Consider the following 23,524-nt stretch of genomic DNA (forward strand, 5'->3'; position numbering starts at 1 on the left):
GTTAATTAATCCAGCCAATCATAAAGATAGGACCCTGCATGCAACGCCTACACGAGTCCCTGGTTAAACAGGGCTTAACTACCGAGTTACAACAACTGATTATGACCCTGGCCGAGTGCGGCGTAGAGATCAGCCGACTGGTTCGTGGTGGCGCCCTGGCCGGGGTGCTGGGCGTCGCCGAAACCGAGAACGTACAGGGTGAAACCCAGAAGAAGCTGGATATCATCGCCAATGATCTGATCAAGGAGAAGCTGGCCGCCAACCCGCTGGTGAAGGGGATCGCCTCCGAAGAGGAGACCGAGGTGGTGCCCGCCAACGACGCGGGTCAGTACCTGGTGTGCTTCGACCCCCTGGATGGCTCCTCCAACATCGACATCAACTCCCTGGTGGGCACCATCTTCTCCGTGCTGCCCGCCCCAGAGGGTGAGGTGAATGAGCAGGCCTTTATGCAGCCGGGCATCAACCAGAGCTGTGCCTGCTACATGCTCTACGGCCCCGCCACCGTGCTGGCCATGACCACAGGCAACGGCACCCTGATGTTCAGCCTGGATCCCAGCTCCGATGAGTTCATTCTCATCGATGAGCGTGTTGAAGTTCCTGCCGAGACCGGTGAGTTTGCCATCAACATGTCCAACCAACGCTTCTGGCAGGCGCCGATGCAGAGCTACATCGCCGACCTGATCCAGGGCAAAGAGGGCCCTCGCGGCCGCAACTTCAATATGCGCTGGATCGCCGCCATGGTGGGCGACGTGCACCGTGTGCTGAGCCGTGGTGGCCTGTTCACCTACCCTCAGGACACCAAGAACCCAGCCAAACCTTTCAAGCTTCGTCTGATGTACGAAGCCAACCCCATGAGCTTCCTGGTTGAGCAGGCTGGCGGCAAGGCGTCCACCGGCTATGAGCGCATCATGGAGATTCAACCGGATCAGATCCACCAGCGGGTGGCGGTGATCCTGGGGTCGGCGGACGAGGTCGACACCTGCCTGCGCTACCACAGCGAAGGCTGACCCAATCAACACTCTGGCTGTTTAAGGAAAAATCTATGAGCCTGAATCACGTACCTGCGGGTAAATCTCTTCCGGACGATATCTATGTGATCATCGAGATCCCGGCGAACCACGACCCCATCAAGTACGAGGTGGACAAGGACAGCGGTGCGCTGTTTGTGGACCGTTTCATGAAGTCGCCCATGTTCTACCCTGCCAACTACGGCTATGTGAACCAGACCCTGAGCCTGGATGGTGACCCTGTGGATGTGCTGGTCCCCAGCCCCTTCCCTCTGGCCCCAGGCTCGGTGATTCGCTGCCGTCCCGTTGGTGTACTGAACATGACCGATGAGTCCGGCGAAGACGCCAAGATCATCGCGGTGCCCCACACCAAGCTGACTCAGGAGTACGACCACATCCAGGACGTGGATGATGTCCCTGCCCTGCTGAAGGCGCAAATCACCCAGTTCTTCGAGCGTTACAAAGAGCTGGAACCCAACAAGTGGGTGAAGGTAGAAGGCTGGGCCGATGCGGCCGCAGCCCGTGAGGAGATCCTCTCCTCCGCCAAGCGTTATCAGGATCAGGGCTGATACTCAGCCAGACAGAGAAAAGGTTGGCCGAGGCCAACCTTTTTTATTGGCACCGATTCAGTGCCCGAATGCCCTGAGCTTGAGCTGATAGCGCTCCTTCTCAGTGCGCGGTGCCAGTTTGATGGCATCGGTGAGGGCCCGCTGGCTGTCGTCCAGCTGACCCAGTTGGAAATAGGCCCTGGAAAGCCCGAAATGGAACTCATGATGATAATCAGCGAGTTTCACCGCTTTGCGGTACTGGCTTAGGGCCTGGCTAAAATTGCCTCGATCGTAGGACGCTTCCGCCATATCGAAGTAGTAAAAGGGGTTGTCCAAACGACTCAGCTCTATCTGACGATGCAGTTTGGCCCACTCGGTGAGCCGCCCCTGGGAGGCGAGCAATACCGCCAGGTTGTGCATGCTGTGCAGAGGGTCGGTGCCCAACTCCATCACATAGCGATACACCTGCTCCGCTTCCTCCTCCAACCCCTGACGCTTGTAGAGTACCCCGAGGGTATTCCAGGCGGCGCTCATCTGAGGGGCAAGGGCCAGGGCCTGCTTCAGGTAGTGGTAAGCGTGATCCGGCTTCTCGTCCACCATGTGCTCTGCCGCCAGGTTGCTGAAGAACCGGGCCAGAACCTCGGATTCAGACAGCTTCACCACCCGGTAGCCGCGCACCTGGCTCCCCGGCAGGAAATCGATCACCTTGCTGCTTCCCCCCAGGGGAGACCAGTCGCCGGGCTGAGGCGGGGCCTCAAGCTTGATATTAACGTGGTCATTGACCAGATAGATGCCGCCACGGCGATCCCAGATGGGGGGCGATTCCACCAATTGGTACTCCACTTCAAGGTGAAGCTCTTTGGCCAGTGCCGCGGTCATCACCACCAGAGACATGCAGTTGCCAGAGCGCAACTGATAGGTTTGTGAAGCGGTCTGGGTGACGCTGTTGTCGTACTCAAAGCCGCGATCGGCGCTGACCAGCTGCGCCAGCATGTCGATGCGCATCGCCTTGCTGCTTGAGGTTCGACCGGCCTTTGAGGTGAACCTGAGCATATCCCGGTCCAAGGCAAACAGTTGCTTCGGCGTGATCGCATCCTCCACCTGGGCGAAAGCGGAATCCGCCAGCACCGGGGCAGGCACGCTGGGCTCTGGGGTGGACATGCACCCGCAAAACAGCACGCTTATGAGGCCGAGCATCAAAGATCTCATACCCCTAATGCTAGCCCGGCCCTGATGCGTTAACAAAACCGACCACAACTTTGTTACAAATTGGGTTCTGCAAGATTCAGTTACTCAATTGATTCAGCCGGTTTTAAAAAGCCTTTGTTCAAGCCCCGGCAACGCCCTAGGATAGAGGCCCCCCACTGATTTATGGATAAGGCCCCCGATTTTGACTCCAACCCGCCCTCAACTGCTGCTGATGATGACCTTTATCATGTCCCTGGTGTTTGCCGTCTGGCAGGTACTGCTGAACAACTTTGTGGTGGAGGTGGCGTCGTTTACCGGCAAGGAGATTGGGCTGCTGCAGTCCCTGCGCGAAGTGCCAGGCTTTCTCGCCTTCACCGCCATCCTGGTGCTGTTGGTGATTCGGGAGCAGAGGTTTGCCCTTATCTCCCTGCTGCTGCTCTGTGTCGGTGTGGCACTGACCGGCTGGTTCCCGTCGGTGCTGGGCCTCTACTGCACCACGGTGCTGATGTCTGTGGGCTTCCACTACTACGAGACCTGCAATCAGTCGCTGACGTTGCAGTGGTTGCCCAAGGGGGAAGCCGCCGCGTTTATGGGCCAGGCGCTGTCGGTCAAGGCCGCCGGTGCCCTGTTGGGGTACGGCAGCATCTGGCTGCTGATGACCGGCCTGAATCTGCCCTATGAATGGGTGTACACCCTGGTCGGCGGACTGGGTTTGCTGATGGTGCTCTACTGCATGGCGCGCTTTCCCCAGTTCAGGGAGGACGCCCCCCAGCAGAAGCGACTGCTGCTGCGCAAACGCTACAGCCTCTATTACCTGCTGACCTTCCTCTCCGGCGCCCGCAGGCAGATCTTCATGGTGTTTGCCGCCTTCATGATGGTGGAGAAGTTCGGTTACAGCGTCACCGAGATTACCGCCCTGTTCCTGATCAACTACCTGTTTAACCTGCTGTTTGCCAAGCGCATCGGACAGTGGATCGGCCGCATCGGCGAGCGGCGAACCCTGATGATTGAGTACGTCGGCCTGATCCTGGTGTTTGTCAGCTACGCCAATGTGGAACACCCCACCCTGGCCGCGGGCCTCTATGTCATCGATCACCTGTTCTTCGCCATGGCCATCGCCATCAAGACCTACTTCCAGAAGATCGCCGACCCGGATGAGATCGCCGCAACCGCAGGAATCAGCTTTACCATCAACCACATCGCAGCCGTGGTGATTCCTGCTCTTCTGGGACTTGTGTGGCTACACTCTCCGGCTCTGGTGTTTTATATTGGGGCGGGGATCGGCCTGTGCTCCTTGCTGGCCGCCCTGAGCCTGCCGGCGACGCCTGCGCCGGGCAATGAGACACGCTGGGGCGCCCTGTTCCCCGCCACACAGACCTGAGCCTATGACTGACAAGATCATGGCCGCACCGCCCAAGCGGGAGAGCAGCCGCACAGCAAGACAGCAAGCCGTGACCCTGGCGCGGCGAATCGGCCTGACCGGCAATGATGCAGAAACCGCCGGCGCCCTGGCCCAGCGTACCGAAATCCGACTGAAAAACTGGCAGGAGCAACGTCAGCAGAACCTGGAAGCCGTGGTGAAGCAAGCCATAGGCCTGGCGGGCAATGCGGTGAGTAACAAAGAGTTGGATCCGGACTGGCAGTTCCAGTTTTGCCAGATGGCGGAGCAGATCCACAACAGCAGCATGCAGAAGCTTTGGGCTCAGATTCTGGCCACCGAGCTGAGTCTGCCCGGCAGCTTCGGCCTGAGAACCCTGGAAACTCTGAAAGGAATGACCCAGAGAGAAGCGATGCAGTTCGCCCGGACCGTGGCGATCTCCTGCCAGCTTAATGGCGACCCCAGCCACAAGGTTGTGCTGGGCTATCGCCGGGAAGCAGGCTTCGGCGGCTTCAGCTCCGCTCGCCAGGAGACAATGAACCTCTCCGGCCAGGGGCTGCCCTACTCGACAGTGCTGACCCTGAGAGATCTCGGTTTGCTGTTTGCCACCGAACTGGAAACCGGCCCCCTTCCCGCCAAGCAGCCCATGCTGATCCGCTGTCAGGGCCATACCATGAAGTTTGTGCCCAAAAGCGCCCGCCTCAGGCTGAGGTATTACCGCTTCACTCAGGTAGGGGATGAGCTGGCCCGGCTGATCACCGAGCCCGCCAATGAAGAGTACTGCGAATCGCTAACCAAACTGCTGCTGGACGATTTCCTGCCCCAGTAGTTCGGCGCTGAACCAATCCAGCGAGTGGTGCAGAGACACCACATCACCGACGATCAACGCCGCCGGCGTCTGCACGCGAGGATCGGTAGCCATCTGTTCCAGTTCGGCGAGGCGGCCTGTCACCACCGTCTGCTGAGGCTGGCTGGCGCGGCTGACAATGGCCACCGGGGTGTCACCAGCCAGGCCGCCCTCCATCAACCCATGTGCTATGGTCCCGGCCCGGGCCACGCCCATGTAGATCACCAGAGTGTGGTGGCTGAGCGCCAGCTTATGCCAGTCGGAGATGGGCTCGCCGCCCATGCCATGACCAGTGACAAAGGTGACCCCGCGAGACAGGGTCCTGTGGGTCAGGGGGATGGCGCCATAGGAGGCGCAGGCAGTGGCGGCGGTAACACCGGGCACCACCTCATAGTCGATGCCCGCCTCTCGCAAGGCCTGCATCTCTTCGCCGCCTCGGCCAAACATCAGAGGATCGCCCCCTTTCAACCGCACCACGGAGCGGTCCCCTGAGGCGGCCTTGGCCACCAGCAATCGATTGATCTCCTCCTGAGACATGGAGTGACGCCCGCAGCGCTTACCGACGGCAATGCACTCCGCATCCGCATTGATCAGTGCCAGGATAGACTCACTTACCAGGGCATCGTAAAGCACCACGTCGGCCCCTTGAATGGCGCGCAGTGCCTTGACGGTCAACAGTTCAGGATCGCCGGGGCCAGCGCCCACTATGGCCACCCTGCCGGTACGATTGGGTAAAGTTATCAGGCTCACCAGATTCCCCCTCTAGAGTATCCGAACAGCTTAGAGCCTCTTTTAATAACCACAAAGAATCAGTTTGGAACTTTTAATTCGTTTTAGAGATATCAATTTAACGGAGAAAAAACATCGGTCTGTAAAATCACCACTTAGCACAATTACCTAAAAGATCCCTTGCGCATCCAAAGAAAATCGCTATTATAGGCCCCCGTCGAGTTCGGTAACCGAACGAAACGAAATCGGTGATTAGCGCAGCCTGGTAGCGCATCTGGTTTGGGACCAGAGGGTCAGAGGTTCGAATCCTCTATCACCGACCACATTCAAGAGCCCTGTTCGCAAGAACAGGGCTTTTCTCGTTTTAGAGCCGCTACGCGACTCGGTCAGAGGGCTGGGCGCCCCCGTACCAATCCTCTATCACCGACCACCTTACGAAGCCCCGCTCTCTGAGCGGGGCTTTTTCGTTTTAGAGGTGCTGCGCACCTCGGGTCAGAGGCCTAGGCGGCCCCGCCCGAACTCCTCTATCACCGACCACATTCAAGAGCCCTGTTCGCAAGAACAGGGCTTTTCTCGTTTTAGAGCCGCTACGCGACTCGGTCAGAGGGCTGGGCGCCCCCGCCTGCGCGGCCCGGAACAATCCCTATCACCGACCACCTTACGAAGCCCTGCTCTCTGAGCGGGGCTTTTTCGTATCTGAGGCACAACGGCGTTGTGCGCATCAGAGGCCGGTCCCCCGCTTGGGCGAAGCGTCTGACGCCCAAAGGAAGCATGAGGCAACAGACAGAAAACAGACTGAATTTCAGTTCTTTGTCGAAGAGCTATACTCTGGGTAAATCAGAGCCATACCCATCATTCAATCAAGGACAGACCATGATCGACTTTCAGGAATCCTCCGTCTTTAAGCTCAAGCCCATAGAGATCGCCGACGCCAGAGAAGACTTTCACAAGTTCATCATCGAAGGCGAGTCCATCTTCGCCGCCTTCAAGACCATTCGCGATCAGGTGGTGTTTACCAACAAGCGCATCATTGCCGCCAATGTGCAGGGGCTGACCGGCTCCAAGGTGGACTACACCTCCCTGCCCTACAGCAAGATTCAGGCGTTTTCGGTGGAGTCCTCCGGCACCCTGGATATGGATTGTGAAATCGAGGTCTATCTCAGCGGCCTGGGAAGGGTGCGGTTCGAGATCCGAGGCTCCTTCGACCTCATCTCCTTCAATAAGTACATCAGTGAGTGCATCCTCAGCTGAACAGGCCGTCCCCACCTTCAGAGCCACATCGGCTTGAGTCGGGAGCTTCGCTATTACAGCGAAGCTCCCGTCGTTTCCAGGCTTTGGAAACTCCCAGATGCGCGGCTCAGCAGAGCCCAAACCGGGCAACGCTGAAAAGACGTACTAATGTTTAATGGTTTGATTCCACACTCAGTCATCGGGAAAAACCATCATGAAGCGCCTCTACCTTGCATTCTCTGTCGTCATCTCTGCGCTCTTAGCCATTGTCTCCTACCCGTCGACCGCCAGCCTGGCAGCCAAGAACTGGCCGGCGTCGGACAAGGCCAAACAGTTTGTCAAAGAGAACATCGTTATTGGCATGATGGCCAGCCCCTACGGGACCGGGTGGACCAAAAAAGAGCAGTTGCTGGAGTACTACCGTGAATCCAGAGCGGCCGGCATCACCGGCCACGAGATCACCCTGACCGCCGCCTCCCACAACTGGGATGAACTGGTTCGACAGCACCGGGCCTTCCGGGACGCCATGGCGGAAGAGCCGGAAAACTACGTGTTCGTCAAATCCACCCGAGACATCGAAGCCGCCCACATCAAGGGGCAGACAGCGGTTATCTGGAACTCCCAGACGTCAACAATTCTGGAGGAGGATGTCTCTCGCATGGCCCTGCTCAAGGAGATGGGCATCGCCAGCATGATCCTCGCCTATAACGACCGTTTCAGGACAGGCTCCGGCTCATTGGCCGCATACAACGGCATGGACGATGGTCTCACCGATTGGGGACGGACGGTGATCGACGCCATGGTCCGTTATGGCACCATCCTGGATCTCAGCCACACAGGTCAGAAGACCGCCATGGACGCCATGGATTATATGGATGAACACTACCCAGGGGTCCCCTACGTCTTCACCCACTCCATTCCCGCAGGCCTGTACAAAACTCAGCCTGACGCTTCCCCCAAGGGTTGCTACCGGAACATCTCCGATGAGGAAGCCAGGCGAGTGCTCAAGGCTGGCGGCTACGTCTCTCCCACCTTTACCGAATGGATGATGGACGGCATCTGGCCAGATGACATCACTCCCTCTCAGGCTGCCGACATGATCGATTATTACGTCAAGCTTCTGGGGGAGGACCATGTTGGGCTGGCGACAGACGATATGTTCGATGTCAGCCTGGTGGTCGACTTCGCCAAGAAGAATGCCACCATGTATAACGACGGCGGCTACATGATCACCGCCTTCGAGCGTGGTGCCGATGACTCTGCCATGCTGTCCCGGATTCTGCCGGCCATCACCGATGAGCTATGGAAGCGCGGCTACACCGATGAGCAGCTAATCAAGATCTACGGCGCCAACAAGATGAGAGTCTTTCAGCAGGTCTGGGAGGGCGCAGCGCCCGGACAGTGGGGTAAAGAGTACCCTCAGCGCGTCAAACTTCGGGAAGCCTTTATGAAGCAGTTCGGCACCAGATAGCCGAAAAGTTTGATCGGCCCCCAGCCAACCCGGGGCACTCACCCCTCCCCCTGGCGCCTCGTCTGGCCAGGGGGTTCCCCCATCAGGCTGCGATACGCCTTGCGAAACGCCACCTCCGACTGATAACCGCACGCCTCGGCGATGTCCAGCATGGAGCGCTCTGTGGTAAGCAGCAGCTCCCGGGCACGTTGCATCCGCCAAAGAGTGAGGTACTTCATCGGCGTCTGCCCCACCAACTGGTGAAAGCGCTCGGCGAAACTGGTGCGTCCCATGGCGGCGGCTTGCGCCAGGGTCATCAGAGACCATTGGGCTTCGGGCCGAGTGTGGATGGCATCCAGGGCCCGGCTGATGCGGCGGTCGAACAGGGCCGCCAGCAGGCCGGTTTCCAACCCCTTGGCAATCTGCAACCTGAGTACCTGGATGAACAGCAGGTAACACAGCTGATTCACCACCGCATAACTGCCCGGCTCGGAGAGCTCCAGCTCCGCCACCATCAACTGAATCAGGGTGCGGATGTTGGGGTGCCGCCCCTGCTCCCCCAGTTCCAGCACTATCACCTGAGGCAGACCATCCAGCAATGGCGAGCTCCCCAGGTTATCGAAGTCGAAGAAGCCGCACAGAAGATTGGTCGCCGGTCCATCGGACTCGCTGCCGGGGTCATTCAGGCGGGTCTCGGCATCGGGTTGAGGCTCACTGGAGACCAGGTGTTTGACATCATGGGGAAACAGCACCAGGTCACCGGCTCTGAGCAGCCTGGGCTCGCAGCCCTCGATATGGAGCCACCCCTGGCCGGACCCCAGCATATGAAAAGGGATTCTTCGCTGGCCCGATGTATCCACCGCCCAGTGGCCACAGAAGTCGGCGTGGACATAGACCTCCGCCCGCAGCTTGAGGCTGCGCAGCAGTTCACTCAATGAGTCCTGGTTCTTTAACATGGCCTTCCGTACTCGTGGTTATATTTTGCGGACTAATAGGCATTATTAATACACCACTATCGAACTATAGTCTCTCTCGAACGGAAACAAATCTATCTGATACCCCTGACGAGAGGACGACTCAATGACCATCTTCAACATCCTGAAACGCGCCACCGCAGTCCTGGCCATCGCCTTCGCCGCCGTGGCCGGTGTGCAGGCGGACACCCCCACCACCCGGGCCGACGGCGTAACTGTGATTCACCTGGATGAGTACAACGGCTACTTCTCTGCCAAAGAGACCGTGGCAGGCCTGAAAGCGGGTGAGTACGAGTTCGTGATCACCAACAAGGCGGACAAGCTGGTGGGCTTCCAGATCCAGAGTCTGGCCGATCGCGAGACCCTGGACATGTTCCCCCTGGAGCCCGGCGAAACCCGCACCAGCCGAGTCACCGTGGGTGAAGATGGCGTGCGTTTTCGCTGCCCCATCAACCCCACGCCCTGGTATGACCTGGACGTAATCAAGAAGGGTTAATCCCAGTTCCCTGTTCTCATCCCTCCTTTTGCAGCCCGGTGGTTATAAGCTTCCTTCCGGGCTGCTTTTTTGTGCCTGCTTCCCTGCACTCGCACCTGCCAACAAGCGTTTCATAAATAAAGAAAAAAGTATAAATTGAGCCATCACGCCAGGCGTGCAGGCAACGCCGGCGCTCCCCAAAAAGCCACGTTGGATGACCAAGATGTACAGCAGACCCAATTACGATGATTACACCCTGGCAGAGTTGTTCGATGCACTCCACAGCGTAGATAAGGAGGAGTATCCGGAGAATCACCAGGGGATCAAAGACGCACTGGCACGGCGCCAGGGCAGCGAGTTCAAATGCGTAAAGTGCGGATTCGGGGGCTATCAGACATCGGATATCTATGTGTCACTGAGCCGGGAGGAGAGCATCATGGACGTTGAGTCCGGCAAGTTCTTTTCGGTCAGTTGCATCGAGTGCGGCTACACCGAGTTTTACCGGCGACAAGCCAGCATTGCCGGAGCGATGATGGATCTGTTCATACGCTAGCAGAGAAAACAGAGGCTCCCGAAGGAGCCTCTGTTTTTTTGGGATCCGAGATCACCGGCTAGATGTCGTAGTGGAGTCCGCACTCCCGACGGAAACCGGAGAAGCGGCTGTCCTCTTCGCTCATCCCCAGCTCCATGGGGCGGCTGGTGTGGATGTCCCCCACCGAGGCGTAACCCTGATGCCACAGAGGGTGGTAAGGCAGGCCATGCTCCTCCAGGTAGTAGTGCACATCCTTGTTGGTCCAATCCAGAATGGGCAACAGCTTGAACCGGCCTGAGCGGATCTCCAGAAACGGCAGATCTGCTCTGGAGCTTGCCTGCTGACGGCGCAAGCCAGCAAACCAGGTGCCCACATTCAGCTCGTTGAGCGCCCGCTGCATCGGCTCCACCTTGTTGAGGCGGTTGTACTGATTGAGTCCCTCCTGCCCCTGCTCCCACAGCTGGCCAAAACGGGCCTCCTGCCAGGCCGGGTTCATCTCTGAGCGGTACACCTTCAGATTCAGCTTCAGCTTGTCGGTGAGCTCGTCGATAAAGCGGTAGGTCTCAGGAAACAGATAGCCGGTGTCGGTGAGCACCACGGGAATCTCGGGCTTGGCCTGGGTCACCAGGTGCAGCATCACCGCCCCCTGAATGCCGAAACTGGAGGAGAGGATCGCCTCACCGGGCAGGTGCTCCAAGCCCCAGGCCACCCGCTCCTGGGCGCTCAGCGCCGCCAGGGTGTCATTGGCCCGGGCCAGCCAAGCCTGATGCGCCTCTAACTCTGGGTTGGCCGCCACGGCGGCCAGATCGATGTCAGCCATGAAAGTCCACCTTTGCCGTGATCACCTCGGGCACCACCTGGGCACGGATCAGGAAATCGCCGAAGCCCTCTCCCTGGTGACGTTCCCCCACCCAGCGGCCCACCAACTGATCCAGCTCGGCCAGGATGCTCTCCTCGTCCAGGTTTTCCTTGTACATCTTGGGTATCCGGGTACCTTCGCGGTTGCCCCCCAGGTGCAGGTTGTAACGGCCCGGGCCCTTACCCACCAGACCCACCTCCGCCAGCATGGCGCGGCCACAGCCGTTGGGGCAGCCGGTGACCCTAAAGATGATCGACTCATCACCGATGCCGTGAGTGGCCAATACCCCCTCGATGCGATCCACAAAGCCGGGCAGGAAGCGCTCCGCCTCCGCCATGGCCAGGGGACAGGTGGGCAGGGAGACACAGGCCATGGAATCTTTGCGCTGATTGGAGACACTGTCATCCATCAGCCCATGCTCCCGCGCCAGGGCCTCAATCTGCGCCTTATCCTGCTCCGCCACTCCGGCCACCACCAGGTTCTGGTTGGCGGTCATGCGGAACTCCCCCTGGTGAACCTGGGCAATGGCCGCCATGCCGCTTTTCAGGGGCTTATCGGGGAAGTCCAAAATGCGACCATTTTCGATAAACAGGGTCAGGTTGTGCTTACCGTCGATGCCGGCGGTCCAGCCGAAGCCGTCGCCTCGGTCGGTCAGCTCATAGGGGCGAATGGGCTCGAAACGGATGTCGGCGCGGCGCTCCACCTCCGCCTTGAAGGTATCGACCCCCACCCTGTCCAGGGTGTACTTGGTCTTGGCGTTCTTACGGTTCACCCGGTTGCCCAGGTCCCGCTGGGTGGCCACCACCGCTTCGGCCACCGCCAGGGTGTGCTCCAGGGGCAGGTAGCCGAACTCATCCGCCTTGCGGGGATAGGTGCTGGTGTCGCCATGAGTCATCCCCAGGCCACCGCCCACCAGCAGGTTGAAGCCCACCAGCTTGCCGTTGTCGGCCACGGCGATGAAGTTCATGTCGTTGGCGTGGATGTCCACGTCATTGTGAGGGGGCACCACCACGGTGGTCTTGAATTTACGGGGCAGGTAGGTGCGACCGAGGATCGGCTCCTCCTCCTGGGTGCTCTCCACCTTTTCACCATCGAGCCAGATCTCTGCATAGGCCCGGGTTTTGGGCAGCAGGTGCTCGGAGATCCTCTTCGCCCACTCGTAGGCTTCGGCATGCAGCTCTGACTGCTCCGGGTTGGAGGTGCACAGCACATTGCGATTCACGTCGCCGGCGGTGGCGATGGAGTCGATACCGATGCTGTTCAGCATCTGATGCATCGGCTTGATGTGACGCTTGAGCACCCCGTGAAACTGGAAGGTCTGACGGGTGGTCAGTCGAATGCTGCCGGCGTGGGTGTTGCTGGCGGCGAACTCGTCGATGGCCAGCCACTGCTGCGGGGTGATCACCCCGCCGGGCATACGTGCCCGCAGCATCACCGTGTGCAGCGGCTCCAGCTTCTGCTCGTTACGCTCGGCGCGGATATCACGGTCATCCTGCTGATACATGCCATGGAAACGGATCAGCTGGAAGTTATCGGCGGTGAAGCCACCGGTGAGGGGATCGGCCAGATCCGCTTCGATGGTGCCCCGAAGCAGCTGGCTCTCACCCTTGAGGCGCTCGTTGTCCGCCAGCTTACCCTGCACCTGCAGTTCGCTGAGATCTGGGGTTTTCTGGTCACTCATCAGTACACATCCTTCTGGTATCTCTTGCTTGCGCGCAGCGCCTCAAGGTATTGCTCTGCCTGTTCACGGCTCTTGCCGCCATGTTCTGTCACCACCTCAATCAGGGCAGCTTCCACATCGACGGCCATGCGTTCGGCGTCACCACAGAGGTAGAGGTGAGCGCCCCGCTCCAGCCACTGATAAAGATCGGCGCCGGCTTCCCGCACCCGGTCCTGAACATAGATCTTGTGCTCCTGATCCCGGGAAAACGCCAGGCTGATGCGGCTCAGCAACCCGCTCTTCACATAGCCCTGCCACTCCACCTGATAGAGGAAGTCCTCGGTAAAGGTGGGGTTGCCGAAGAACAGCCAGTTGTCCCCTTCGGCGCCCTGGGCCTCCCGCTCCTGCATAAAGCCACGGAAGGGGGCAATGCCGGTCCCGGGACCTATCATGATCACCGGAGTGTCGCCGGATTCAGGCAGGCGGAAGTTCTGGTTAGGCTCCACATAGACCTTCACCTCATCCCCCTCCTGCAGACGACGGGCAAAGGCACCGGAGACGGTACCCAGGCGAGACTCGCCGTCACGCTCCGCTTCCACCAGAGCCACGGTCAGGTGCACCTCCTCCTCCACTTCCGCCTGACTGGAGGCGATGGAGTAGAGGCGCGGCGTCAGCTTGCGCAGCAGGCCGACCAGGGTCTCGGCGTCCGGCTTGGCCGGATAGCGTCTGGCCAGGTCCAGCAGCTGGTGCTGGTGGATAAACTGCTTGAGCGCGTCGCCATCGTCGGCGATCTGAGCCAGTTCGCCGCTGTCGGCCAGCTCCGCCCAGCCCTTCACCAGGGCCGGATGCAGCAGGGTCAGCTCAAAGGTCTCGGTAAGGGCCTGGGACAGAGGCACGCTGGCCTCTTTAACCTGGACACTCTCCTCACCACTGAGGCCAACCGCAGTCAGAATCTCGGCCACCAGGGCGGGATCGTTGTCCATCCACACCCCCAGGGCATCACCGGGCTGATAGCTGATGCCGGACTCCTCCAGGCTCAGCTCCACATGTCGGGTGTCTTTGATGGACTCTCGGCCGGTGATCTTCTGGCTGGCCAGGAGAGTGGCCTTGTATGGATTGCTGCGGCTGTAACTGCTGACGGCGGAGGCCTGAGCCGATGCCGGTGCTACGGCGGTGGCCGGGGCCAGATCCGCCAGTTTGGCCAAAGCCTGGGCTATCCAGGCCTCGGCGCTGTCTTCGAAGTCCACATCACAGTCTGCCCGCTCGAGCAGGCGATTGCCGCCGAGCTCCGCCAGCCGGGCATCGAACTCCTTACCGGTCTGGCAGAAGTGCTCGTAACTGGAATCGCCCAGTGCCAGCACCCCAAAGTGGATGCCGTCGAGCTTGGGGGCCCGGTTGGAGAACAGGAACTTGTGCAGGGCAATGGCGTCATCGGGCGGCTCACCCTCCCCGTGGGTGCTGACCACCACCAGCAGTTGCTGCTCCTCCTTGAGCCGCTTGGGCTTGTACTCGGACATGGAGACCAGGGCCACCTCCCTGCCCTGCCCCTTGGCGGCGTCCGCCAGTTGCTGGGCCACAGAGCGGCTGTTGCCGGTCTGGCTGCCATAGAGGATGGTCAGTGAACTCTGGGCCGGAGCCTGAGGCTGTGGTTGACCGCCAGCAAGATTGGCGGACGCGGCCAGATAACCGCTGACCCAGGCCAGTTGAAGGGGGGAAAGATCGGAGGTCAGCTGCTGTAACTGGGACAGCTTCGCCGGCTCCAATACCCCGGCCCCTGCGTGTAACTCGGATAACTGCATGCTCTGCGCTCGTGACTGTGGACAATTGCAACAGGGTAGGCGCCGGGCTTCTTTATAAAAAAGAATTAAAAAATTTTTTTTATACGATAAATGAATATGCGGTGATCGACGAAAAACTGTTCACATTTCACAAAAAATGCATTAAATGTAATAAGGCCGGAATATTTGATAAAAATGTGACCAATAACAGAGAGGTTGATGACGCCAGTGTGACAGGGGCCCTTTTGGGACCAGCATACTCTGCCATAAATTCCGGCGGCAACGGCGCAATGACACAACGACCTCCATTCATTGAGACGATTGTGGTGATTCAATAAATCGACTTAGCATTGGATTTCTAATAGTCCACAATGCTCAGTGATTTACGCTTTGGTATCACCAAGATAGAACCGATAAACCTAATTCTGCTAGAGGATAGCGTTGTGAAGATCGCCGTGATCAAGGAGCATCTCGTCGGGGAAACCCGCGTGGCCCTGTTACCCGCCAACGTTGCCAAGCTCGCCAAGGCGGGCTGTGAGGTAACGATTGAAACCCAGGCCGGTTTTGAAGCCGGTTTTACCGATCAGGACTATCTCGACAGTGGAGCTCGAATCGGTGCTGACCGCGCCCAGACCATTGAGGGTGCCGAACTGGTGCTGACTCTGCACGCCAAGGGCGAAGAGTTTGACCAACTGCTTAAAGATCTCAAATCAGGCCAGACCCTGATGGGGATGATGGATCCGCTGATGCACCCGGAGAGCGCCCAGAAGGCAGCCGAACTGGGCATCAACACCGTCGCCCTGGAACTGATTCCCCGTATTACCCGGGCCCAGAGCATGGATGTGCTCTCCTCCAACGCCACCATTGCCGGCTACAAGTCGGTGATCCAGGCGGCGGAGCTGACCCCCAGACTGCTGCCGATGATGATGACCGCCGCAGGCACCCTGAAGCCCGCCCGCACCTTTATCATGGGTGCCGGTGTGGCCGGCCTGCAGGCCTGTGCCACCGCCAAGCGCCTGGGCGCCGTGGTGGAAGCCTACGACATCCGTCCCGCCGCCCGGGAGCAGATCCTCTCTGTGGGCGCCCGTCCGGTTGAGCTGGAAATCGAGGATGCCGACACCGAGTCCAGCGGCGGCTACGCCAAGGAGCAGTCCGCCGAGTTCATCGCCAAGCAGCAACAGGCGATGGCCAATGTACTGGCTCAACAGGATATCGTCATCACCACCGCCGCCATTCCCGGTCGCAAGGCCCCGACCCTGATCACCAAAGAGATGGTGGCTCAGATGAAGCCCGGCTCGGTGATCGTCGACCTGGCCGCAGAAACCGGCGGCAACTGCGAACTGACCCAGCTGGGTGAGGTGATCAACGTCAATGGCGTCATCATCTCCGGCCCGGCCAACATCGTGGCCTCCACCGCCAACCACGGCAGCCAGATGTTCGGCACCAACCTGGAGAACCTGATCCGTCACCTTATCGACGACGAAGGCAAGCTGGTGTTCGACTTCGAAGATGAGATTGTCCACGACACCGTTACCGCCTATCAGGGCGAAGTGGTGAACCCTCGCATCCGGGATCTGCTCGGACTCAACGCTGAAGTGAAGGAGGAGGCGTAAATGGAAACCCTGCTGTTACTGCTCACCCTGTTCGTGATCGCCATCTTCCTGGGCGTAGAGCTGATCACCAAGGTGCCACCCACACTGCACACCCCGCTGATGTCCGGCTCTAACGCCATCTCCGGCATCACCCTGGTGGGTGCCCTTCTGTCCGCGGGCAGCGGCTCCGGCATTCTGGTGAATGTTCTGGGCTTCATCGCCGTGACCCTGGCCACCATCAACGTGGTGGGTGGCTACATGGTCACCAACCGCATGCTGGGTATGTTCAAGAGGAAGTAACCGACCATGAATACTGCTGTAATTTACCTGGCCTACCTGGTGGCCGCGGTCTTCTTCGTGCTCGGCATCAAGAACATGACCAAGCCCCGTACTGCGGTACGTGGTAACCAGATCTCCTCCATCGGTATGCTGATCGCCGTTGTGGTGACCCTGCTGGACCAAGCCATTCTGAGCTTCGAGTGGATCATCGCCGGCATGGTGCTCGGTGGTCTGATTGGCGCGACTCTGGCCAAGAAGGTACAGATGACCTCCATGCCACAGATGGTGGCGGCCCTGAACGGCTTCGGTGGTGGTGCCTCCCTGTTCGTGGCCCTGGCCAACTACATGGATCCGGCGGCGGCCACCTCCCTGGTGGCGCAGATCTCCGTAGGCGCAACCGTGCTGATCGGTGCCGTGACCCTGTCCGGCTCCTTTATCGCCTTCGGCAAGCTGCAGGAGATCATCTCCGGCAAGTCCATCGCCGTACCGGGCAACACCATGGTCAACGCCCTGCTGGCCATCGTGTCCGTGGCCCTGGTGGTCGCTCTGGTGGTGAGCCCCTCGCCGATGCTGATCTACGCGCTGGTGGCGGTGGCCCTGCTGCTGGGTATCCTGCTGGTGCTGCCCATCGGTGGTGCCGATATGCCTGTGGTGATCGCCCTGCTGAACTCCTACTCGGGTATTGCCGCGGCCACCGCAGGTTTTATCTCCAACAACACCGTGCTGATCGTGTCCGGCTCCCTGGTAGGTGCCTCCGGTCTCATCCTGACCCAGATCATGTGTAAGGCGATGAACCGCAGCCTGACCAACGTACTGTTCGGGGTAATGGCGGAAGGTGGAGAGATCATCGATGCCGACGAGGTGTACCAGGGCAAGGTGAAATCCTCCGCACCGGAAGAGGTCTCCATGATGCTGGAAACCGCCGAGCGCGTAGTGATCGTTCCCGGTTTCGGTCTGGCCATGGCCCAGGCTCAGCACGCCGTGCGCGAACTGGCCGACGTACTGGAAGCCCGTGGCACCGACGTGAAGTACGCCATCCACCCGGTTGCCGGTCGTATGCCCGGCCACATGAACGTACTGCTGGCAGAGGCGGAAGTGCCTTATGAGCAACTGGTGGAGATGGATGCCATCAACCCCCAGTTTGAGCAGACCGACGTGGCCATTGTCATCGGTGCCAACGACGTGACCAACCCCATGGCTCGAGAGGACAAGGGCAGCCCCATCTACGGCATGCCTATCCTCAACGTCGACAAGGCCCGCACCGTAGTGGTGGTGAAGCGCTCCCTGAGCCCAGGCTTTGCTGGCCTGCCCAACCCGCTGTTCGCCAAGGACAACACCCTGATGCTGTTTGGCGACGGTAAGAAGGCAATCATCGATCTGACCTCCAGTCTCAACGAAGCTGACTGATGATTTGCTAGCGCAGCAACATCCCAAAACGGAGCCAACTGGCTCCGTTTTTATTTGCCCTGTACTGACAAGAAAACAAACCAAACATCAACTACCGCCTCCCCCGATTCTGAAACCCTTTATTCCCAGATTACAATCTATAAACGAACCCTCACAAAGTCGCCAAAGAGTCATTACCCCATGTGACTCTTTATGTAAACTGCTCATAGCCAAACTATCTGTCCAATCATACTTAGGTGCTCAACCTAGGGCGGAGCTTGCCCCAGGGTTTTCTCAAGAGCAAGAACAGCCCATTTAAATCAAAAACTTAAATGCTTGTGAGCACTTACATACATGGAGCTGAAAAGGATTCTTTCAACGTATATGCGGTGCCTTAAACAACATTCATCAAAGGCATCATGATATTTATCTAACGAAGAGCATTCATAGAAAAATAATCTTGAGTTTTTCCACTGACTCTTTCGATTACCGTCAAGGCACTTGGTCGCTTATCAGCATTTAACATCATCCAATACAGGATCAATGATCTATATGAAAAACTTCATGATAAGAAATTCCCTAATAGCACTATTCCTAGTAATCTCAGGTTGCTCTGCAGGTATTAGTGGCCTAGACAGAGACTTTTCTGTCAAGAATGAGAAGAGCGAAGCAATTGCTATTATAAAGATAGATTCTTCTAGTGAGGGAGCTGAAGTAACAAAAGTCCGCTTCAAGAAATTCGGCCTAGATAAAGACGGACTGTATGACCGTTTTATATTCACTGACAAAGATAATATTTCCGATGTTGTATCAACAGCGGATGGGTATTTTGTTTTCAAGGTTAATGTGGTTTCCGATGGCGCCGCCAACACTTTTGACTCCATATATGAGACAAATAAGAGCAATTCAAATGAAAAGCTCTATTACAGTACTGATTGTGGAGGAGAAATGATGGCATTTCAAATAAAAGAGCCTGGCATTCATTACCTTGGGGAGTTGTCTTATAAAGAAGAGATATCGCCCATAGGTGAGATTAAGCTCGCATATAAAGTAAACTATAACCAAACAGAGCTTAAGCAATTTCTAGCAAAACACCACCCGAACATAAACGTCAATAACATCAAAAAGTCGGAAATCAAAAAATACTGGAACAGAACCCAGTGCCCCCCCGGAACAACATATATAACTATTACCATTTAAGAGGAATTTGAAATGAGACTACTTCTAATGGCACTCATGGTTTCCATTTTATCAGGTTGCGCAGGAGTTCATTATCAGTATGGTGACATAAAGCCAAAAGATAATGAAATAGCAAAATTAAGGAAATCTCCAGAAAACAGCATGTGGACCCCACTGCTTGCGGATTATATTGAGTTGGAAAATAAGCCCTTAAAGTGGAAGACGGTTGGCGACGAATGGATAGGGTACCCTGTTGGAATGAACATGTTGCCCGGGAAGTACCGAATCAGATTCAAGTGCTCAAGTGCGAGCAATTATGCATTCCCATATGCTGATGTTCATGCTGAGGCAGGCAAAACCTATACGGCCAGGTGCTTTAAGGCTGCAAATGACATGGTCGGTGTGGAGATTAAGGAATCACCAAAAACGTAAATTAGAAGCCAAAATACAGAAGACAATGCTCATATGTCTTCATGATCACTGAGCGACTACATGCTCAATTACCGACAGCACGGTTCAACTGGTTGAAAACGGAGCCAACTGGCTCCGTTTTTTTGTCTGATCGGGTCCATTGCGCCGTGTCACCTCTCGAGTCTCATAGATGAGCATTTAGGGACGATGGTTCGTACCAATTCGTCATGGCAATCAAATACCGAATAACACTCGCTTTCCATGGCATTTCGCCATTCCTCGACTAGGCTTTTTATCCGAGCCCTACTCATTAGGGGTTAGTGCACAGCCGTGACCCCGGATTAAGATCGTCGATCTGCTTATCGAGGACCAGCCATGCTGAATACTCAACGCCTCCCTCCCCTGCTTTTCGTCCTATTGCTGCTACCAGCCATACGCCAGACCCAGGCCAGCGACACCAACTTCGGCGGTCCGGACGCCGTCGACAATCAGATCAGTGCCGACAAGGGCGACCAGCAAAAGCCCCTGCGGGAACAGTGGTCCACCAAAGGAATTGAGCTGGGTCTGGACTACTCGGCTGTGGGCCTGTACAGCGACACCGTTCTGCCTGGCTCTGACAAGGAGGCCTTCAGCGGCATGGTCCGCTTTTACGGTTCCTGGCGTCCTCAGGGACAGCAGGAGAATGCCGGCGGCTCCCTGGTGTGGAAGGTAGAACACAGGCACAGCTACACCGACACCTCAGTGAAAAATTTCGAGTTTGGGGCCGGCGGCCTGGGGCTGGTCACCCCCAACTTCAGCGATGAGAAAGGCCGGCTCACCAACCTTTACTGGAAACAGAAGCTGTCTGATGGCCAGGGCACCCTGATCACCGGCTTTATGGATGTGACCGACTATGTGGATGTGTACGCAGCCGCCAGCCCCTGGACCGGCTTCATGAACTTCGCCTTCAGCACCGGCACCAACACCATCGCCCTGCCCAGTGATGCCACCTTCGGTGTCGCCATGGGTCATATGCTCACCGATAGCCTGTTCGTGATTGCCGGCATCAGCGACATGGAAGCAGACCCCACCAAACCACTTGAAAGCGCCGACAACTTCTTCAGCGACAACCGCTACTTCAAGAGCCTTGAGCTTGGCTGGACCTCCTCCCAGGAGCAGATCTACCTCAATAACCTTCACCTGACCCTGTGGGAATCGGACCGCAGCGACTTTCTCAATCAGGCCGCCGATAAGGGTTTCAACCTGTCGGCCTCGATGATGAAAGACAACTGGCTGCCCTTCATTCGCTATGGCAACGCCCAGGATGGCAGCCTGCTGGGCATCAAGGAATCGGTCAGCCTGGGCTTCGTCTATTACGGCATGCTGGCCCCCCAGAACAACTTCGGCTTCGCCCTCAACTGGGCAGACGCAGGCAGCGATCAGTACACCGCCGAAGCTTTCTACTACATGAAACTGGGCCAACATTTCGAGCTGACTCCGGACATCCAGTTGATCGTCGACCCCGCCCTGAATCCGGGTAAGGACCAGATCTGGATCGCCGGCATTCGGGCCCGCCTCTTCTGGTAAGGTGCACCGGCGTCAACGCCAGCCCCCAGTGTTGGCAAGGTAAAACGGAGCCAATTGGCTCCGTTTCTGCCTGTGAAGCTCATGCTACCGAACCTGCTCGATGGACACCCGATGGCAATCATTGAACTCGGCGAAGCGTGACAACTCCTGCTCCAGGGCCAGCATAAAGGCATCGCGACGACGAAGGCCGGGCTCGATGTGCAAAGAGATCACCTGCAGATGCTTCTGCTGGCGGTGCGCCTTACAGTCTGCCCTGGCCACCAGGCGACCATCCCAGAGGACAGGCAGGCAGAAATAGCCATACTGACGACTGGCTTTGGGCAGATAGCACTCCAGCTGGTAGTCAAAGCCAAACAGGGCAGTGGCACGCCTTCTCTGAATCAGCAGGTTATCGAAGGGGGAGAGAATTCTGGCCTCCTTCCTGGACAGGCGACGCTCAAGCAATGCCAGCGCCAGATCTGTGGTGAAGTAGGGGGCACCACCTACCTCCACCGGCCGAAGAACCCCCTCCTCCACCATCTCGGCGACCGCCAGAGCCACGCAAGGTTTCACTCCCTTCAGCAGATAAGTGAACTCCGCCAAAGACCCCAACCCATGAGCACGAAGATAACCAAGCACCAGAAACCGGGCGTACTCGGAGCTGTCCGGAGTTCGGGTATCCACCCCATCAGGCAGCGCCCGCTCGGTGAGGTCATACACCTTGTGAAACTTCTCCCTGGCCACCACCATCAGATCCCCCTGCATAAACAGATTCTGCAGGGCAGCCTTATATGGCGTGCCACTCCACTCATGGCGCTGACTGCCGGGGGAGTCGAAGTCCTTCGCCATCAGGGGCCCCTCGGCCCGGATCCTGTCCAGCACCTGAGTCATCAACCGGGGATCTTTCCGGTGCCAATGATTCTGCTCACCGGAGCGCAGGGCCGCCTTTCTCGGCAGGGAAAAACGGTACTGAGACATGGGCAGGTAGGCGGCGGCGTGAGACCAGTACTCAAACACCTGCTTACGCTCGATCAGCGCATCTAGATGCTCCAGACGGTATCCAGCGTTGCGGCTCCAAAGCAGATGGTGATGGGCGCGCTGGACCACGGAAAGGGTGTCGATCTGCACATACCCCAGCTTCTCGATGGCCGCCAGGGTCTTGTTGATTCCCGCCCCCTTAAAGGCGCCCGCAGACAATCCCTGACTCAGCAGGGCCAGCTTGCATGCTTCGGGAAGGGAAAGTGAGGTCATTAAGTCTCAGAATCAAAGAGATGATTCTGAAGGATACTGCGATGATGCGCACTGAGGTGTCAACCTTCTTGCAAACAGGACGGCATCAACAAACTCGATTCTCCTTACTCCTTCGGCAGCCCCTGAGGCAGCTCGTCGAAGATGCGGTGGAACTGCTCCCGCTCCTCGGCCAACGCAGCCTGTTTGAGAGCAAAGGCGCGCTTGCACTCCTCCACCCAGGCGGCGCGGCTGGACTCGCCGCTTCTGGCCAGGGCTTCCACCGCCTTGCGATAAGCTTCCCCCGCCTCCTTCGACGCCTGGCGACACTCAATCAGCTGTTCAAAATCCGCAGGATCGATCTCCACTTTGCTCATGCCACTGCCCTCGATGTCAGGTGTCTCTACACCTTATAGTCGAGGGCGTTGGCATAGTCGAAACTGGTTGGGCCGGATCTGCAGCCAGGGCTACATCTGACGAAAAGCTTCCCGCGTCTGGTAGCCGCTGTCGGTGATGAGACGCTCCAGGGTTTCAATCCGCGCCCGGTCCCGCTCAGCCTGAGCCTTCAACTGATCCAGCTCTTTCTGCAGCTCCTCCAGGCGTCGGTCGGCGCCGTTGCCCATACCGTCATCCACTCCCGAGTCATCACCCATGCCTCCAAGATCCAATGCCTTGTTGGCCTTGGCGGCGTATTTATCATACAGGGCTTTGAGTTTGTTCTTGTTGCTGTCGTTGAGAACGACGCTGCCGACGCCCCAGAGCACCAGCCCAGCAAACACCAGAAATAGAATTAACGAATCCATTGGGGCTCCTTATCCCAGTCGGGAGATCTCCTCACGCAAATCAAACCCAGAGTCGGTGACGATCTTCTCCAGTACCACCACTCTCTCTTCCAGAGCTTTGCACTGGGCTTGGGTGCTCTTCAACTCACCCTCCAGCTGCTTGAATTGCTCAAGATTCGCCTGAGCCTCACTCTTATGCTTACTCCTAGTCATGGCAACCAGGCATCCCATCACAATGGCTACGATGGCTACGATGGATCCTGAGGTCAGCATCTAATTCTCCTTATGCTGTTGTTATTCTGGGGCGCCAACCGACACCGAACATTGGGCTCGGTGTCGGAGGGCGATGGGTGTCGTCAAAGTCTGGGTTTTCCCAGTCACCATCAGGGGTCAAGCCGATGGTTACTTCAATGTAGCAAGTTCCGAACCAACTGACTAAGTCATTGATTTATATGAATAGCACAAAAA

At 57.7% G+C, this 23,524-nt stretch carries 24 protein-coding genes and 1 tRNA gene; 15 read left to right on the top strand and 10 right to left on the bottom strand.

The window, feature by feature from the left end; genetic code table 11:
- The first annotated feature begins 38 nt into the window (after positions 1-38).
- Entirely contained in the window at positions 39-1,007 is a 969-nt protein-coding gene (locus tag QUE41_RS18080) for a class 1 fructose-bisphosphatase (RefSeq protein WP_286340367.1), read from the top strand.
- A gap of 35 nt (positions 1,008-1,042) precedes the next feature.
- Positions 1,043-1,576: an inorganic diphosphatase gene (ppa, locus tag QUE41_RS18085; RefSeq protein ID WP_028111019.1), complete on the top strand. Its 534-nt coding sequence runs from the start codon at positions 1,043-1,045 to the stop codon at positions 1,574-1,576.
- 57 nt (positions 1,577-1,633) lie between these two features.
- Here ppa and QUE41_RS18090 read toward each other — a convergent pair whose 3' ends face one another.
- Entirely contained in the window at positions 1,634-2,752 is a 1,119-nt protein-coding gene (locus QUE41_RS18090; protein ID WP_286340368.1) for a tetratricopeptide repeat protein, read from the bottom strand.
- 223 nt (positions 2,753-2,975) lie between these two features.
- Here QUE41_RS18090 and QUE41_RS18095 point away from each other — a divergent pair, with 223 nt between their 5' ends.
- Both QUE41_RS18095 and QUE41_RS18100 read left to right on the top strand, forming a co-directional pair.
- Positions 2,976-4,124: an MFS transporter gene (locus QUE41_RS18095; RefSeq protein WP_286342971.1), complete on the top strand. Its 1,149-nt coding sequence runs from the start codon at positions 2,976-2,978 to the stop codon at positions 4,122-4,124.
- A gap of 4 nt (positions 4,125-4,128) precedes the next feature.
- Positions 4,129-4,950: a TIGR03899 family protein gene (locus QUE41_RS18100; RefSeq protein ID WP_286340369.1), complete on the top strand. Its 822-nt coding sequence runs from the start codon at positions 4,129-4,131 to the stop codon at positions 4,948-4,950.
- On the opposite strand, the gene cobA is transcribed toward QUE41_RS18100, so the two are convergent.
- Positions 4,912-5,718 (bottom strand): uroporphyrinogen-III C-methyltransferase, encoded by an 807-nt coding sequence (gene cobA / locus QUE41_RS18105; protein ID WP_286340370.1) that lies wholly within the window; start codon positions 5,716-5,718, stop codon positions 4,912-4,914. The two genes, QUE41_RS18100 and cobA, sit on opposite strands and share 39 nt — an antisense overlap.
- Before the next feature lie 225 nt (positions 5,719-5,943).
- Here cobA and QUE41_RS18110 point away from each other — a divergent pair.
- The 3 genes from QUE41_RS18110 (at position 5,944) to QUE41_RS18120 (ending at position 8,398) form a co-directional block, all read left to right on the top strand.
- Positions 5,944-6,020: transfer RNA gene (locus tag QUE41_RS18110), tRNA-Pro, on the top strand.
- 550 nt (positions 6,021-6,570) lie between these two features.
- Positions 6,571-6,948 carry a PH domain-containing protein gene (locus tag QUE41_RS18115; protein ID WP_286340371.1) on the top strand — a complete coding sequence of 126 codons (378 nt, stop codon included), beginning with the start codon at positions 6,571-6,573 and terminating at the stop codon, positions 6,946-6,948.
- Between the two features lie 193 nt (positions 6,949-7,141).
- The gene (locus tag QUE41_RS18120; RefSeq protein ID WP_286340372.1) at positions 7,142-8,398 is read left to right on the top strand and encodes a dipeptidase; all 1,257 of its coding nucleotides are present in this window, start codon (positions 7,142-7,144) and stop codon (positions 8,396-8,398) included.
- A gap of 38 nt (positions 8,399-8,436) precedes the next feature.
- Here QUE41_RS18120 and QUE41_RS18125 read toward each other — a convergent pair whose 3' ends face one another.
- Entirely contained in the window at positions 8,437-9,333 is an 897-nt protein-coding gene (locus QUE41_RS18125) for an AraC family transcriptional regulator (protein ID WP_286340373.1), read from the bottom strand.
- A 124-nt stretch (positions 9,334-9,457) separates the two neighbouring features.
- Here QUE41_RS18125 and QUE41_RS18130 point away from each other — a divergent pair, with 124 nt between their 5' ends.
- Positions 9,458-9,847, top strand: coding sequence for a hypothetical protein (locus tag QUE41_RS18130; protein ID WP_286340374.1), 390 nt, complete (start codon positions 9,458-9,460; stop codon positions 9,845-9,847).
- A 202-nt stretch (positions 9,848-10,049) separates the two neighbouring features.
- On the top strand, positions 10,050-10,379 hold the full coding sequence (locus tag QUE41_RS18135) for a zinc ribbon domain-containing protein (RefSeq protein WP_286340375.1): 330 nt from the start codon (positions 10,050-10,052) through the stop codon (positions 10,377-10,379).
- A 58-nt stretch (positions 10,380-10,437) separates the two neighbouring features.
- Here QUE41_RS18135 and QUE41_RS18140 read toward each other — a convergent pair whose 3' ends face one another.
- The 3 genes from QUE41_RS18140 to QUE41_RS18150 are packed head-to-tail and all read right to left on the bottom strand — an operon-like array spanning position 10,438 to position 14,676.
- Positions 10,438-11,178, bottom strand: coding sequence for a phosphoadenylyl-sulfate reductase (locus tag QUE41_RS18140; protein ID WP_286340376.1), 741 nt, complete (start codon positions 11,176-11,178; stop codon positions 10,438-10,440).
- Entirely contained in the window at positions 11,171-12,898 is a 1,728-nt protein-coding gene (gene cysI, locus QUE41_RS18145; RefSeq protein ID WP_286340377.1) for an assimilatory sulfite reductase (NADPH) hemoprotein subunit, read from the bottom strand. Before cysI ends, QUE41_RS18140 begins: the two co-directional genes overlap by 8 nt.
- On the bottom strand, positions 12,898-14,676 hold the full coding sequence (locus tag QUE41_RS18150) for an assimilatory sulfite reductase (NADPH) flavoprotein subunit (RefSeq protein WP_286340378.1): 1,779 nt from the start codon (positions 14,674-14,676) through the stop codon (positions 12,898-12,900). Before QUE41_RS18150 ends, cysI begins: the two co-directional genes overlap by 1 nt.
- Before the next feature lie 422 nt (positions 14,677-15,098).
- On the opposite strand from QUE41_RS18150, the gene QUE41_RS18155 reads away from it, so the two are divergent.
- The 6 genes from QUE41_RS18155 to QUE41_RS18180 all read left to right on the top strand — a co-directional run bounded on the left by QUE41_RS18155 (position 15,099) and on the right by QUE41_RS18180 (position 21,068).
- Entirely contained in the window at positions 15,099-16,268 is a 1,170-nt protein-coding gene (locus QUE41_RS18155) for an NAD(P) transhydrogenase subunit alpha (protein ID WP_286340379.1), read from the top strand.
- Entirely contained in the window at positions 16,269-16,547 is a 279-nt protein-coding gene (locus QUE41_RS18160) for an NAD(P) transhydrogenase subunit alpha part 2 (protein ID WP_028110007.1), read from the top strand.
- Positions 16,548-16,553: 6 nt separating this feature from the next.
- A complete protein-coding gene (locus tag QUE41_RS18165; RefSeq protein WP_286340380.1) occupies positions 16,554-17,933 on the top strand; it encodes an NAD(P)(+) transhydrogenase (Re/Si-specific) subunit beta in 1,380 nt (459 codons plus the stop codon).
- Positions 17,934-18,464: 531 nt separating this feature from the next.
- Complete coding sequence (locus tag QUE41_RS18170; RefSeq protein ID WP_286340381.1) at positions 18,465-19,112, top strand: hypothetical protein; 648 nt, start codon at positions 18,465-18,467, stop codon at positions 19,110-19,112.
- A 12-nt stretch (positions 19,113-19,124) separates the two neighbouring features.
- Positions 19,125-19,523, top strand: coding sequence for a hypothetical protein (locus QUE41_RS18175; RefSeq protein ID WP_286340382.1), 399 nt, complete (start codon positions 19,125-19,127; stop codon positions 19,521-19,523).
- 354 nt (positions 19,524-19,877) lie between these two features.
- On the top strand, positions 19,878-21,068 hold the full coding sequence (locus QUE41_RS18180; protein ID WP_286340383.1) for a carbohydrate porin: 1,191 nt from the start codon (positions 19,878-19,880) through the stop codon (positions 21,066-21,068).
- An 84-nt stretch (positions 21,069-21,152) separates the two neighbouring features.
- Here the strand turns inward: QUE41_RS18180 and QUE41_RS18185 are convergent, their stop codons facing one another.
- The 4 genes from QUE41_RS18185 to QUE41_RS18200 form a co-directional block, all read right to left on the bottom strand.
- Positions 21,153-22,298: a winged helix-turn-helix domain-containing protein gene (locus QUE41_RS18185; RefSeq protein ID WP_286340384.1), complete on the bottom strand. Its 1,146-nt coding sequence runs from the start codon at positions 22,296-22,298 to the stop codon at positions 21,153-21,155.
- A 104-nt stretch (positions 22,299-22,402) separates the two neighbouring features.
- The gene (locus QUE41_RS18190) at positions 22,403-22,651 is read right to left on the bottom strand and encodes a hypothetical protein (RefSeq protein ID WP_286340385.1); all 249 of its coding nucleotides are present in this window, start codon (positions 22,649-22,651) and stop codon (positions 22,403-22,405) included.
- Positions 22,652-22,741: 90 nt separating this feature from the next.
- Positions 22,742-23,077, bottom strand: coding sequence for a hypothetical protein (locus QUE41_RS18195; RefSeq protein ID WP_286340386.1), 336 nt, complete (start codon positions 23,075-23,077; stop codon positions 22,742-22,744).
- A gap of 9 nt (positions 23,078-23,086) precedes the next feature.
- Positions 23,087-23,329, bottom strand: coding sequence for a hypothetical protein (locus QUE41_RS18200; protein ID WP_286340387.1), 243 nt, complete (start codon positions 23,327-23,329; stop codon positions 23,087-23,089).
- Positions 23,330-23,524: the final 195 nt, after the last annotated feature.

The sequence above is a fragment of the Ferrimonas sp. YFM genome (genome assembly GCF_030296015.1).
GTDB lineage: Bacteria > Pseudomonadota > Gammaproteobacteria > Enterobacterales > Shewanellaceae > Ferrimonas.

Coding starts and splice junctions, on each gene's coding strand:
- ppa (WP_028111019.1), top strand. CDS start 1,043: ATGAGCCTGAATCACGTACCTGCGGGTAAATCTCTTCCGGACGATATC.
- QUE41_RS18120 (WP_286340372.1), top strand. CDS start 7,142: ATGAAGCGCCTCTACCTTGCATTCTCTGTCGTCATCTCTGCGCTCTTA.
- QUE41_RS18195 (WP_286340386.1), bottom strand. CDS start 23,077: ATGGATTCGTTAATTCTATTTCTGGTGTTTGCTGGGCTGGTGCTCTGG.
- cysI (WP_286340377.1), bottom strand. CDS start 12,898: ATGAGTGACCAGAAAACCCCAGATCTCAGCGAACTGCAGGTGCAGGGT.
- QUE41_RS18095 (WP_286342971.1), top strand. CDS start 2,976: ATGATGACCTTTATCATGTCCCTGGTGTTTGCCGTCTGGCAGGTACTG.
- QUE41_RS18125 (WP_286340373.1), bottom strand. CDS start 9,333: ATGTTAAAGAACCAGGACTCATTGAGTGAACTGCTGCGCAGCCTCAAG.
- QUE41_RS18185 (WP_286340384.1), bottom strand. CDS start 22,298: ATGACCTCACTTTCCCTTCCCGAAGCATGCAAGCTGGCCCTGCTGAGT.
- QUE41_RS18165 (WP_286340380.1), top strand. CDS start 16,554: ATGAATACTGCTGTAATTTACCTGGCCTACCTGGTGGCCGCGGTCTTC.
- QUE41_RS18175 (WP_286340382.1), top strand. CDS start 19,125: ATGAGACTACTTCTAATGGCACTCATGGTTTCCATTTTATCAGGTTGC.
- QUE41_RS18200 (WP_286340387.1), bottom strand. CDS start 23,329: ATGCTGACCTCAGGATCCATCGTAGCCATCGTAGCCATTGTGATGGGA.
- QUE41_RS18180 (WP_286340383.1), top strand. CDS start 19,878: ATGCTGAATACTCAACGCCTCCCTCCCCTGCTTTTCGTCCTATTGCTG.
- QUE41_RS18140 (WP_286340376.1), bottom strand. CDS start 11,178: ATGGCTGACATCGATCTGGCCGCCGTGGCGGCCAACCCAGAGTTAGAG.
- QUE41_RS18160 (WP_028110007.1), top strand. CDS start 16,269: ATGGAAACCCTGCTGTTACTGCTCACCCTGTTCGTGATCGCCATCTTC.
- QUE41_RS18170 (WP_286340381.1), top strand. CDS start 18,465: ATGAAAAACTTCATGATAAGAAATTCCCTAATAGCACTATTCCTAGTA.
- QUE41_RS18135 (WP_286340375.1), top strand. CDS start 10,050: ATGTACAGCAGACCCAATTACGATGATTACACCCTGGCAGAGTTGTTC.
- QUE41_RS18100 (WP_286340369.1), top strand. CDS start 4,129: ATGACTGACAAGATCATGGCCGCACCGCCCAAGCGGGAGAGCAGCCGC.
- QUE41_RS18090 (WP_286340368.1), bottom strand. CDS start 2,752: ATGCTCGGCCTCATAAGCGTGCTGTTTTGCGGGTGCATGTCCACCCCA.
- QUE41_RS18190 (WP_286340385.1), bottom strand. CDS start 22,651: ATGAGCAAAGTGGAGATCGATCCTGCGGATTTTGAACAGCTGATTGAG.
- QUE41_RS18150 (WP_286340378.1), bottom strand. CDS start 14,676: ATGCAGTTATCCGAGTTACACGCAGGGGCCGGGGTATTGGAGCCGGCG.
- QUE41_RS18080 (WP_286340367.1), top strand. CDS start 39: ATGCAACGCCTACACGAGTCCCTGGTTAAACAGGGCTTAACTACCGAG.
- QUE41_RS18130 (WP_286340374.1), top strand. CDS start 9,458: ATGACCATCTTCAACATCCTGAAACGCGCCACCGCAGTCCTGGCCATC.
- QUE41_RS18115 (WP_286340371.1), top strand. CDS start 6,571: ATGATCGACTTTCAGGAATCCTCCGTCTTTAAGCTCAAGCCCATAGAG.